This window comes from Arcanobacterium urinimassiliense (genome assembly GCF_900119495.1).
GTDB lineage: Bacteria > Actinomycetota > Actinomycetes > Actinomycetales > Actinomycetaceae > Arcanobacterium_A > Arcanobacterium_A urinimassiliense.
The window spans coordinates 910,956-923,086 of record NZ_LT632435.1 but is presented as its reverse complement, the minus strand read 5'-3'; the positions used below and the strand labels follow the sequence as shown (position 1 = coordinate 923,086).

Here is a 12,131-nt window from a genome sequence, read left to right as displayed (position 1 = left end):
TTGCGTGCAGTTTTCAAAGAATAACTAAAGATATTAACGTTTTTTATAAATTACGGATTTTTTACTACGCCGGGGCTCCTTAAAAAAGAAAATTATTACCACCGCACCGCCTCCTAGAAAAATAACTATGGGCATGTTTTCTACCATTTGCTGGCGAATTGCCCCGATTTTTCCCCTGGCACCACTACAAGAATTATCGAGAATATCTAGCAAAGCCTTCCGGTCTGCGGGCGCTAACGTGAAGCCGCGCGAATTATATTTTTCTAATACCGCCACCATCTCTAGCGCATATTCACAATGAAAATCACGATTTTCGGGGAGCCACTGCGCCGGCCCCGCTGCCGATTTTTCTTTATTGGCTGCGCCAGATACTGCCCGTAAATTCACCGGATCATTAGCAAATTCTTGCAGTAAATTTTTCTCTCCTTTTTGCGCTAGTTCCCAGCCACCGTGCATATAAGCATAGGCAAGCGGAATAATATGATCGATTTGCACTTGTGCAGAGCTCTGCGCACCGCGGCGAAATTCTATTTCTTTTCCAGTGTAGGGATCACGTAGTTTGCCACTGTATACCGTGGCATCTGGGCAAGAAGCTACTCCCACACCTTTTCCAGCCGCCCAATTCTGCTGCCCCGCCCGCGGAGAAAAATCCACATTTTCTAGGTCGCGAGCAAGTATATCGTTGCGAGTATCGCAGCCGTTACCATCAACATCTAGCCACGGCTCCCCAAAAATAGCACGCCGATTGCCGCGATATCCCACTCCTCCATGCGGATCAGGATTATCCGCACTTAGTTGCGTGCGTAAAAAATTCTGGGCAGCAGCCACTCGTTCTGCTTGCGCAGTAGGCGTATCGTCTGCGGCTGCCGCTTCCTCGAGGCTAAATACGTAGAGGCTGCTTAGCAAAAAAATTACTGATAGAACCCATATTCCCAAGCAAAACGGTGCAAAAGCTTTATTTTGAGAGCGAAAACCGAGCCAGCGCACAAAAGAGAAAAGCATATTATCAGCTTAAAAAATACCTAGTTTACGAGAGATTCAGATTTATCTTTGTGGAAACCTTCAGAGAAAAAGCATGGTGCCTACCAAAGAGACGCTAGCAGCAGTTATTCCCGCTGCCGCCGCTAGTAACATAGGTTTCCGGCCGGTGGTAAGCACTTTGCGCAAGTGTACCCCCGCCCCCATCGCACCCATGGCCGCAGTCAAGAGCAAAGTAGCGATTTGGGTAATTAGCTCCGGAAGAATATGATCAGCGGGCAACCCTAAAACTGAGCGCAAGGCCACCATTGCCACGAATCCAGCTACAAAAAGTGGCACGATAGGCGGATTGGCAGACTTTTCGTTTTGTGTACGCACCAAGCTGCTGCCTTCTTTTCGTTCCTGCCGTGCCAAGGCTATACCCACTATTACTACTAAAGGAGCGAGCATAAGCACTCGCCCTAGTTTCGTGACCACAGCAGTATCTAAAACTGCAGTATTGATTAATCCTCCCGCGGCCACTACCTGCCCCACTTCATGGACTCCCGCCCCTATCCAAGTACCGGCACTTAGATCATTCAATCCGAAAATCGGCACCAGAATCGGCAAGAGAAACATCGCGAGCGTGCCGTAGATAGTCACGCCTGCTACCGCTGTTGCAGCCGCATCAGCATCGTCCTCGTCATACTGGCTAGTCACCGCAGTCATTGCTGCCACTGCTGCCGCCCCGCAAATGGAAGTACCAGTAGCAGTGAGAATAGTATCGGTCAAAGAGAGACGCATAAGCCGCCCCAAAAGTAGTGTGATAAGAAAAGTGCAGCTAACTGTAAGCAGAATCGTGGCAATCACTCCCCAACCCAGCGAAGCGATTACGGGAATCGAAAGCTCAAAACCAAGTAGCACCACTCCAGCTCGCAGCACAGTGCGAGAAGCAAAAGCAATTCCTGCTTCTGCCCGCGCCGGTATTAAACCCACATTGCGCAGCAGAATACCGAGTAAAATAGCTACTAAAAGCGTAGAAAGCACTGGTAGAAAGTAATTAGTAAAATAAGCTATCACGGCGACGATAGCCACCATTGCCAATCCCGGCAGCAGGCTCATAATTTTTTGCATAACTCTTTTAATCTCTATCTATAAATAAATCTATTCACACCAAACCCAGATTCCGCAGCAGAACATTATCCACGCATATCAACCATCACAGCCTAGCAAAAGGCAAAATTATTTAATAAATACCGGCAGAAAAATCTTCCTGCAACAATTTTTCAATAATAGGCACATCGGCAGGCGCCCATTGCAACGTCAATAACTCGGAAATCGCCAGCCACCGTAGCTCCTTATGCACGTGTAATTTCCAGTCACCACTGCGCCAAGCACAAAAATATGTGTCTAAAATTACAGTTCCGAAAGAATAACGATATGTGGAACGTGCAAAAAATTCCCCTATCTCCGCTTCCACCTGTAATTCTTCTTTAAGTTCCCGGTATAGAGCTTCTCTTCCACTTTCTCCAGCTTCGATCTTTCCCCCAGGAAATTCCCAATATTCAGCTAAATCACGCCCCGAGGCACGCTGAGCAGCGAGTATCTTTCCAGCTTGGTAAAAAATTCCGCCACTCACTCGTATTATCTTCTCCGATACGTCATTTTCACTTTCTACCCCGGCCATATACCCATTTTCCCTATCTAAAAATTTTTTAGTTTTTGCAAAATATATTGCTCAAAGCCAATTTTCCCTATTAAAGTGTTAGAGAAACTTGTCACCTACTCAAGAGTTACAGCTTATGGACGCTATTACAAATTTTTTAGGCATTTTTAACGACTACATCTATCAATGGATATTAATTCCCGTACTAGTAGGCACCGGCCTATATTTCACTTTCCGTTCCCGTGCCCTCCAAGTGCGGCTGTTCGGAAAAATGTTAAAAGTAATAGCGGGTTCTCGTGATGCTGAAAAAGGCCAGATCTCTTCTTTCCAAGCCTTCGCCATGGGCTTAGCAGCCCGCGTAGGTACTGGCAATATAGCGGGAGTAGCAATCGCAATCGTCTTGGGTGGGCCCGGCGCCGTATTCTGGATGTGGCTAGTAGCTCTCATTGGCATGGCCACCGCCTTCGTAGAAGCCGCCTTAGCGCAGCTTTTCAAAGTACCCTGGTACGACGGCACTTTCCGGGGCGGTCCCGCTTACTATATTTGGAAAGGCCTAAAATCGTGGAAATGGGGTGCTGCTTTCGCCATCTCCCTGCTTTTCACCTACGGTATTGCTTTTGAGTTCGTACAATCCAATACTTTTGCCGACACCCTGAAATCCACCTACGGCGTAAACCCCATTTACACCGGTATCGCCATGGCAATCATCACCGCCGTAGTAATTCTCGGGGGAATTAAATCTGTAGCTAAGGTAACTGAGCTAATGGCACCGCTTATGGCGCTCGTTTACTGTTTCTTAGCACTAGTAATAATCTTTATACATTTCGATCAAATAATTCCGGTATTTTCTTCCATCTTTGCCTCTGCCTTTGGGCTTGACTCCGCTGCCGCTGGTACCGCAGGTGGTTTCTTAGCAGCCCTACTCAATGGCACGAAGCGCGGTCTTTATTCAAATGAAGCCGGTATGGGTTCCGCTCCGAACGCGGCCTCTACCGCCACCACTATTCACCCAGCTCGGCAAGGTCTGCTCCAATCGATGGGCGTATTTGTAGATACCATACTGGTTTGCTCAGCTACGGCTTTTATAATCTTGGTTTCGGGGCTCTACACTCCGGGGCAGGAATCTAAGCTTGAGGGAGCTGCCCTCACCATTAAATCTATGTCCAGCACACTCGGCAGCTGGGTAGAACCGGTAATGACGGTACTTATTTTCTTCTTCTGCTTCTCCACTCTGATTGGAAACTATGTATATGCAGAAGTAAATATGAACTACCTCTTCCCCCGCTCGCAGAAAGCTACTTTGCTACTGCGTCTCACAGTTGTAGCAGCTGCTTATATCGGAGCGGTGACGAAGTTGAGCTTTGTGTGGACGCTCGCCGACACTTCGATGTTCTTCATGTCTATTATCAATTTAATAGCTATTTTGCTGCTTAGTAAGTGGGCATTCGGGCTATTAAAGGATTACGAAGTAGGCGGCGGTGAATCGGCTTTCGTATCGGAAGGCAATACTTATCTCCTGGGCGAGATTGCCGAATCTATCTGGACGCGAGCCGACGCCGGTAAAGCGCACTGATTTATTGCGCGCACGCCTTTCACCTCATTCATCTCAACTTCTACCTCACAGTTGAAAATTATACTTTCTACTCATCCCTTTACTTGTTAGCATATAACTGCACAAACATACAGGGCTTTTCCTATAAAAGCCTTTAAGGGGAATATGAAATGCAAAAAGGTGTAAAGAAAACTATAACTTGGGCAATAGCTACGCTCATGTTGCTTGGATTCGGAATACTTACCACCATGCAAGTAGCTAATGCGCAGGAAAACGATTCATCTAAACAAGTGCGTATAGAAGTTCTTCCAGAAATATACGTCAATAGGGATACCAACGACATATTCCACCACGCACGCGAAACTATTGGGGCAAATGCCACCATGAGCGTATACGGCAGCTTCCATCCAACTCAAGAAAAAGTAAAAGAAATTTGGAATAATGTTGCTTTTCACGTATATGACGAAGATGGCAAGCTCATAGAAACCACCAAGGGGACACTAGGAGCATCAAACCGCTGGTCAGGCGCTAAATATCTTGGCCCCTACCCCCAGGGCGCTGCCTATACGATACAAGTAGATAAATCTACTATTCCTTCTGGCTATCATACGTGGTTTACCGCTCTAAAATCTGACCTAAGGAAACAAGATGCGGAAAAAAGTGAGGTAATGACGGTAAGTACCGATCACGCCTCTGCTACGAATGTAAAAGAAGACACTAATCCAATTGCCGAAGTGCGTTTCCATATGCAGGTATTAAATATTGCTTATGCGAAGAATGCGGATGTGGCTAAAGACCTTATTATGGTAGATGGCCGAAAAGTAACCGGCATTAATCCTAAGTATAAAGAAGGTCAGGATTATTTAATTACGGCAATCGACAAAGATAGTAAAGTGACCCTTCCACCCGCGCAGGATTTAGATAAGCTTGCATCCGAAGGCTATATGCCGAACGGTTTTCACTATATCTATACTGACGAAGAGACAAATAAAAGTGAAGTGATGCCGCTCAGCTCTATTACAATTCACAGAGGCAATTTCGAGTATTTGAGGTGGGAAGTAGGAAATGACAGCGTAAATACGATGACTAAATTCGCTAAGGGTCGCGTATTTACCGTAATTTTGGATCAAAAAATTCCGGAAGTGAAGTTCTATAAAGAGAGCGTAGATGGAGCAGATCCAGATTTACTTACTTCGATACAGGTATATTACAAGCATTCTCTGGCCCAGAACTGCCTCAGTGACGGCACGACCTGTCTAGAGAAAACTTTACCTACCGCCCCGAATCCGGCTAAAGAAGGCTACGTATTTAAAGAATGGAATACCAAAGCAGATGGCAGCGGAGTTGCTTTCAACGCCGATACCGCAGTTATGCAAGATTTAGCTGTGTATCCCATCTATGTACCGAATACTCCTCCGGTATTAGAAGTTAAGGACGCCACCATTACGGCAGGGGAAAACCTCGACTTCCTTTCTCTAGTCACCAAAGCAGCAGATGCGCAGGATGGGCCGAATTTACTAAACCAGGTAAAGGTGGACGCAGGAGATTTTTCCAACGCTAAGCCCGGCACCTATGAGATTAAATTTACTCTTACGGATAAAAATGGCGCGAGTGTCTCTGCGGTAGCGAAGGTAACGGTGAAGGCAGCTGCTGCGAAGAAACCGCAGCTCCCCCAGACTGGATTTGCTGGCAGTGCCCTGCTCGGAGCTGTCCTTACGCTCAGCGGAGCAGGCGCAATCGCATTGCGCAAATCTAGAGCATATAAGAATGCCTAGCTAGAATTATGGGTTTTGAGTCTTAATTACCACTCACTGCCCTACAGATAACGTAAGCGGGGAAGTGCTACTAGCACTTCCCCGCTCGCTATTTATTTAGAATTTATATTAGATAAATTTCCAAAATTGCTTCAGGCGCCTTGGCAATACCTACAAGCCCAGTACCCGCGCAATATCAGGAGAAAAAAATCCGGGACCTTTTAGTACTTTCCCATCTTCTCGATAAATTGGCTTTCCATCTGCGCCCAGTTTCGAAAGATTAGAATTCTGAATCTCCTCCAATACTTCCACCATCGGGATACCGGTTTCTAGGGCCATACCGTATATCACATACGTCAAATCGCCCAGCGCATCGGCAGTTTCGACAGTATCACGAGTACCGTCATCTTCTTCTACTGCTTTGCGGAAAGCAGTTTCTATAGTCTGCCGAGCAGCTTTCCCATACACTGCCCCTACTAATTCAGAAAATTCTTCTGCAATAAGCCGCATCCGCATATGTACTCGTTCCCGATCTACATTTGGCTTATCGTGCACAATTGGCAAGCCGTACACTTCGTGAAATTCCCGCACTAATTCTTCCGGTTGCCGCGGGTCTTTATCTGATTTTCGCATAGTCACTTCATCCTGCACAGGTACTCTTCCATACTTATTTCTCTTCCATCATAGCTCTCGCGGCGCACAGAGGGAAAACACAGCCAGATTTGCCTTAAATCACAGCTGCGCGTGACTGCAAAATTGCGCGTATCCGCAAGTAATGATAAATTATTATCCGTCGCTTAAATACACCTGCGCGGGTGGCGGAATAGGCAGACGCGCTAGCTTGAGGTGCTAGTCCTCGTATTAGAGGGTGGGGGTTCAAGTCCCCCTCCGCGCACTAACCACTTTTCCTTGATATACCAATGAAAAATGGTATTTTCAAAATGCCGAAAAACGCGTTTTTGGGACATTTTTGGGACAACGAAACAGAAATCAGAAAAAATTTTTGGGACATCTCCTATCAAAAATATGTCCCAAAAAGTTTTTATTAAATTTTATCCAGCAGAAAACTTCTTTCAGGTTATCTGTACGAGTTTGCGATAAATCGCAAAGCTTACCCCTCTCGCCTATTTTTATTTAGTATCCTGTGCTGCTTGCCCCTCCGTCATTTTTATCGCCCTCCACATCTCTATTTTGCTTTGGCATATCTCCGCTCCAAGCATCTTCAATATCATCACTGATTGTAAGATCCAGCAATGCCACTGATAAATCATCTAAACGCTCATGCAACCGCGCTACTTCAGCCTTGCGTCTTTTTTCACTCATTGCGGCAAGCAATGGAAGAGAATTCTCTAAAGCTCCAATCTCACTGCGCCAAAAACGCACTTGTGCCGCTATTTCCGGCGTATTAGCGGAGGCGTAGAGATAAGTGGTCTGCTCGCGCAACATAGCTATCCTTTGGGCCAAATTTTCTCCTGTGCGCGTTTTCTTATTCTGCGCTGTACGGCGAATTCTTTTCTCGAGTTTTTGGCGCAAATCTGGGTTTTCGGCAAGCAACTTTCGTATCTCTGGCCCGTATTTACGCAGTATTTTAAAAAGAGCTGGCCCAGCTATACTAGCTATTCTTATAAGTGCCCGCATATTCCACATTTTATTTCCGCCTCTCAATTTCACAGTTTCCCCTTCTTATTCTACAAGCATATACGTAGCTTTTGCGTTACCCTGAATAAGTGCTGCATATAGTATTCCATGAACCAAAAATACCGGGAAATACCGGAAATGCGATCCGTCTAGCGGCTTGTACCGGAGCATGCCTACACCTAATCGAGCCGCTTGCTTTCGATTTTTCTGATGCTCATCTCCGCCGAGCTGGCTTGGATTATCACGACTTAGCGAAAGTAAAAATTCACCCTAATTGGGAAGCAGCAAAATCCTATTTCGGAGATCAGCGCCGAATTTTTGCTTTTACTTCTCATACTCGCAATTCCTATGCCACTGAAAAATATCAAGATGAAGATGTACTGCTCTTCGGCACGGAACCAACCGGTTTACCTGCTGCAGTATTAGATGATGCACGTATAACGAAGTTACTCCGCATTCCGATGCTGCCGGCGCGGCGTTCCTTAAACTTAGCTAACTCTGCTGCTATCGCCCTATACGAAGCCTGGCGGCAACTAGATTTTTTTCAATCCGCAGAAATATCTTAAAATACCGTGTATACCCCGCCCACAAATAGCCGTGTATACCCCATAATTGTAACGTGAGCACCTATAGTCCAGCAGAAAAAATCCTCGCCTCCGCCTTGGCACAGGCCCTGCGCCGGCAGCGTAAACTAATCGGAAAAACGCAAGAACAAATAGCTTTAGAAGCTGGCATTGACCGCAATCACTATCAACTTATGGAATCGGCTCGTTCAGATAGAAGAAGTAATCGGCCTCTTAATCCGCAGCTTTTTACTCTTTTGAAAGTTGCCCAAGTGCTGGAGTGCTCACTGCTAGATTTACTCGCTGAACCGCTCCATCTTTATGCGCAAGCTACTGAAAAAGAGACGCCAACGCCACCTTCTGTCTAAGTACTCGAACCACCTAAGCTGTCTACACTACCGGAGCTTCCTACACCCGCGGGTTATTTATCCCCCGCACTTCCTACCAATTCCCAAGCAGCTAATGCGCCTGCTGCCGCCACGTTTAGAGAATCTATTCCATGGCACATCGGAATCATTACTTTATAGTCTCCAGCTGCTATTGTGCGCCCGCTCAAGCCATCGCCTTCGGTGCCGAGAATAAGAGCTATGCGCGCCGCTGGAGCCGCCACCGCCGGAAGAGCAGCAAAATCTCGCAACGAAATAGCTTCTTTATCGAGAGCTAAAGAAGCAGTAATCCAGCCCGCTTCCTGTAGCTGCTTTATGCTGCGTGGCCAAGTAGATAGCCGCGCCCAGGGTACTTGGAATACGCTGCCCATAGATACTTTTACAGAACGTCGATAGAGTGGATCCGCACACGATGGACTCACTAAAATTCCATCTACCCCCAGCGCAGCTGCAGAGCGAAAAATTGCTCCCACATTGGTGTGATCCACCAAATCCTCGAGTATAAAAATAATACGCCGACCTTTTTTCGCAGCCAACTGCTCTAAGAAAGTATCTACTTCCGGTAGTTGCGGGCGGTTCATCGCCGCTAAAGCTCCGCGATGAATACGATAACCAGTAATCTCTTGTGTTTGCTCTTCCGAAACTACAAAAATTGGCACCGCTGCCGCCGCATAACCAGATTTTTCTAGTAGTTCTTCGATACCTTCTACCCAGCGCGGAGCAGATAGAATAGCACGCGGCACATGCCCCGCCGCTAAACTCCGCGCAATTACTTTCAAGCCTTCTGCCAAATAAAGACCGCGTTCAGTTTCCAGCTTTTTCCGCAGGGCTACATCGGTGAGCAAAGTAAAATCTGCTAACCGCGTATCCGCTATTTCGGTATTTATGATGCGCATCGAGAATTCTTCTGCTTCTCTTAGCATTTATCGAGAAAGAATATCTCGGTAAAATTCCATAGTCCGTTCGCCGATAGCTTCCCAGGCAAAATGTTCTTCTACCCGTTTCCGTCCCGCTTGCCCCATCTCTTTAGCTCGTTGCGGATTGGCACACATCTCCGTAAGCGCCTGCGCTAAATCTTTTTCAAACTTATCCGGATTTAACGGTGTACCCGTGCCGTCATTCATCTGTTCGATAGGTACTAAAGTGCCAGTAACTCCGTCTTCAATGCAATCAGGAATACCTCCCGTCGCCGTCCCTACTACTGGCAAGCCCACCGCCATCGCCTCTAAATTCACTATTCCGAGCGGTTCGTAAATCGAAGGAGTGACGAATACCGTAGAGCACGCTTCCAACTGCACAATACGTGCATGGGGCAAATGATCTTCAATCCAAACAATTCCGGAACGCTCTTTTTGTAAATTAGCTACTAAATGGCGAGTTTCTTCTGCTATTTCCGGCGTATCGGGAGCTCCTGCGCAGAGAATTACTTGAATATCGCTTGGTATCTGCGCCAAAGCCCGCAGCAATCCCGGCACTCCTTTTTGCCGAGTAATGCGCCCTACGAAAACGATAGTTGGCTTATCCGGATTTAGACCATAAGTAGTGAAATACTTTCGCGCTTCTTCCCACTCAGCTATGCTCTGCGGAGCTTTCCAATCTTCTAAATCGATACCATTGTGAATCACGCGGACTCGTTCCGGATCGATTGCTGGATAGCATCGTAAAATATCGGAACGCATCGCATGCGATACCGCCACAATACCGGCTGCATTTTCATAGGCAGTCTTTTCCACCCACGAAGAGACTTCATATCCCCCACCTAATTGCTCGCGTTTCCACGGGCGCAGAGGCTCGAGGGAATGTGCCGAAATTACGTGCGGAATACCGTGTAGCATTGCTCCGATATGCCCGCCCATATTGGCATACCAGGTATGAGAGTGCACAATATCGGCCCCAGCCAAATCATTAGCCATTTGTAAATCGACTCCGAGAGTGCGGAGAGCAGAATTAGCTTTTTCGAGCTCGTGCGGATAATCATATCCCTGCACTTTAACGCCAGGAACTTCTTCTTTTAGCCGCGGCCCATCGAAGGCATGTACTCGCACTTCGGCATGGTTTTTCAAAACCTTAGCCAATTCCGTCACATGGACTCCGGCACCTCCGTAAACGAAAGGCGGAAATTCCCGAGTCAATAAATCTACTCTCATTGCCTTCTCCTAAGTTATCCCTGCTCTCAACTCCTTCAGTTTACGTGATACGACTAGAAAAAGGGCAGGTATGCATTAGCGAAAATGAAAAAGCTAATTTTTAAGAAATAGAAGCTGCGGTGAAAAAGCACGGAGCGAAAAACGCAAAGCGAAAAAGAAAATGAAAAATATCTGTGACGTGCACCCTATTCTTTTCTGCTTTAGGGTATGGTTGAAGTATGACTAAGAAACCCCATGTACTTGCAATTGTGCTCGCCGGAGGAGAAGGAAAGCGTCTCATGCCGCTGACCGCCGATCGAGCAAAACCCGCCGTGCCTTTTGGCGGTATTTACCGATTAATTGATTTCGCACTTTCAAATATAGTCAATTCTGGATATTTAAAGACGGTAGTGCTCACTCAATATAAATCACATTCACTTGACCGCCATATTGCTCAAACTTGGCGGATGTCTACGCTGCTAGGTAACTATATTGCTCCGGTACCGGCACAACAGCGCAAAGGTAAAGATTGGTTTCTAGGCTCGGCTAATGCCGTCTACCAGTCAATGAATGTAATTGAAGATGAAAAACCCGATATAGTCTTAATTACCGGCGCTGATAATATCTACCGGATGGATTTTTCCCAGATGATTGCCCAGCACGTCGAAAGTGGAGCCGGGCTCACTATTGCGGGAATTCGCCAACCACTCGAACTTTCCAGCGCTTTTGGCGTAATCGACACTGACCCCACTGACGTAAAGAAAGTACGAGAATTTTTAGAGAAGCCGACCAGCTGCACAGGATTGCCAGATTCTCCTAACGAAATTCTCGCTTCGATGGGAAATTATGTATTCACCACCGAAGCCCTAGTAGAAGCACTCAAAGAAGACGCAAAAGACGATAGTTCTGCCCACGATATGGGCGGAAATATTGTGCCGGCCTTCGTAGAGCGCGGCGATTGCGGCGTATACGACTTCACCTTCAACGAAATTCCGGGTGCCACCGAGCGTGATTGTAACTATTGGCGCGATGTAGGTACTATCGACGCTTTCTTTGAAGCGAATATGGATCTTATTTCGGTGAGCCCGATTTTCAATCTCTACAATCGGGAATGGCCTCTTCTCACCGGTTACACCGGTTTCCCACCTGCAAAATTCGTATATGGCCATCACGAGCGCTTAGGGCACGCACTAGATTCCATAATTTCTCCGGGAGTGATTATCTCTGGAGGTGAAGTAATGGGCTCCGTGCTTTCTCCTTTCGTCCGCGTAAATTCTTGGTCTTCGGTACGAAATTCAGTACTTTTCGACAATGTAAAAGTCGGAAGAAATGCAATAGTGGCAAACGCCATCGTGGATAAGAACGTCGTGATAGACGAAGGCGCCCAGTTAGGCGTGGATTTAGAGCACGATAGAGAGCGCGGATTCCACGTAAGCGAGGGAGGAATCGTAGTAGTGCCGAAAGGCATGCGCGTAGAGAAATAAAAATC

General features: G+C 46.8%; 11 protein-coding genes, 1 tRNA gene and 1 pseudogene. 6 read left to right on the top strand and 7 right to left on the bottom strand.

Annotated features, from left to right (window positions below; translation table 11 throughout):
• Positions 1 to 33: 33 nt before the first annotated feature.
• The 3 genes from BQ7117_RS04175 to BQ7117_RS04165 form a co-directional block, all read right to left on the bottom strand.
• Positions 34 to 1,002, bottom strand: a complete 969-nt coding sequence (locus tag BQ7117_RS04175) for an HNH endonuclease family protein (protein WP_073996339.1) — start codon at positions 1,000 to 1,002, stop codon at positions 34 to 36.
• A 60-nt stretch (positions 1,003 to 1,062) separates the two neighbouring features.
• Positions 1,063 to 2,091: a YeiH family protein gene (locus BQ7117_RS04170; RefSeq protein ID WP_084789888.1), complete on the bottom strand. Its 1,029-nt coding sequence runs from the start codon at positions 2,089 to 2,091 to the stop codon at positions 1,063 to 1,065.
• A 112-nt stretch (positions 2,092 to 2,203) separates the two neighbouring features.
• The gene (locus BQ7117_RS04165; protein ID WP_073996338.1) at positions 2,204 to 2,644 is read right to left on the bottom strand and encodes a (deoxy)nucleoside triphosphate pyrophosphohydrolase; all 441 of its coding nucleotides are present in this window, start codon (positions 2,642 to 2,644) and stop codon (positions 2,204 to 2,206) included.
• A gap of 115 nt (positions 2,645 to 2,759) precedes the next feature.
• Here BQ7117_RS04165 and BQ7117_RS04160 point away from each other — a divergent pair, with 115 nt between their 5' ends.
• Entirely contained in the window at positions 2,760 to 4,196 is a 1,437-nt protein-coding gene (locus tag BQ7117_RS04160; RefSeq protein ID WP_073996337.1) for an alanine/glycine:cation symporter family protein, read from the top strand.
• A 149-nt stretch (positions 4,197 to 4,345) separates the two neighbouring features.
• Positions 4,346 to 5,950 carry an InlB B-repeat-containing protein gene (locus BQ7117_RS04155; protein WP_073996336.1) on the top strand — a complete coding sequence of 535 codons (1,605 nt, stop codon included), beginning with the start codon at positions 4,346 to 4,348 and terminating at the stop codon, positions 5,948 to 5,950.
• A gap of 150 nt (positions 5,951 to 6,100) precedes the next feature.
• Here the strand turns inward: BQ7117_RS04155 and BQ7117_RS04150 are convergent.
• Positions 6,101 to 6,550, bottom strand: a pseudogene (locus tag BQ7117_RS04150) (pyrophosphohydrolase domain-containing protein); the annotation flags it as partial.
• Positions 6,551 to 6,738: 188 nt separating this feature from the next.
• Here BQ7117_RS04150 and BQ7117_RS04145 point away from each other — a divergent pair.
• A tRNA-Leu gene (locus tag BQ7117_RS04145) sits at positions 6,739 to 6,824 on the top strand.
• 239 nt (positions 6,825 to 7,063) lie between these two features.
• On the opposite strand, the gene BQ7117_RS04140 is transcribed toward BQ7117_RS04145, so the two are convergent.
• Positions 7,064 to 7,576 carry a hypothetical protein gene (locus BQ7117_RS04140; protein WP_073996335.1) on the bottom strand — a complete coding sequence of 171 codons (513 nt, stop codon included), beginning with the start codon at positions 7,574 to 7,576 and terminating at the stop codon, positions 7,064 to 7,066.
• Between the two features lie 80 nt (positions 7,577 to 7,656).
• Here BQ7117_RS04140 and BQ7117_RS04135 point away from each other — a divergent pair, with 80 nt between their 5' ends.
• A complete protein-coding gene (locus BQ7117_RS04135; RefSeq protein WP_073996334.1) occupies positions 7,657 to 8,133 on the top strand; it encodes a tRNA (cytidine(34)-2'-O)-methyltransferase in 477 nt (158 codons plus the stop codon).
• A gap of 53 nt (positions 8,134 to 8,186) precedes the next feature.
• Positions 8,187 to 8,498 carry a helix-turn-helix domain-containing protein gene (locus BQ7117_RS04130; RefSeq protein WP_073996333.1) on the top strand — a complete coding sequence of 104 codons (312 nt, stop codon included), beginning with the start codon at positions 8,187 to 8,189 and terminating at the stop codon, positions 8,496 to 8,498.
• Positions 8,499 to 8,551: 53 nt separating this feature from the next.
• Here BQ7117_RS04130 and BQ7117_RS04125 read toward each other — a convergent pair whose 3' ends face one another.
• Both BQ7117_RS04125 and glgA read right to left on the bottom strand, forming a co-directional pair.
• On the bottom strand, positions 8,552 to 9,439 hold the full coding sequence (locus BQ7117_RS04125) for a TrmH family RNA methyltransferase (RefSeq protein WP_237563050.1): 888 nt from the start codon (positions 9,437 to 9,439) through the stop codon (positions 8,552 to 8,554).
• Positions 9,440 to 10,663: a glycogen synthase gene (glgA, locus tag BQ7117_RS04120; protein ID WP_073996332.1), complete on the bottom strand. Its 1,224-nt coding sequence runs from the start codon at positions 10,661 to 10,663 to the stop codon at positions 9,440 to 9,442.
• 218 nt (positions 10,664 to 10,881) lie between these two features.
• Here glgA and glgC point away from each other — a divergent pair, with 218 nt between their 5' ends.
• Positions 10,882 to 12,126 carry a glucose-1-phosphate adenylyltransferase gene (glgC, locus tag BQ7117_RS04115; protein ID WP_073996330.1) on the top strand — a complete coding sequence of 415 codons (1,245 nt, stop codon included), beginning with the start codon at positions 10,882 to 10,884 and terminating at the stop codon, positions 12,124 to 12,126.
• The last annotated feature ends 5 nt before the right edge of the window (positions 12,127 to 12,131 follow it).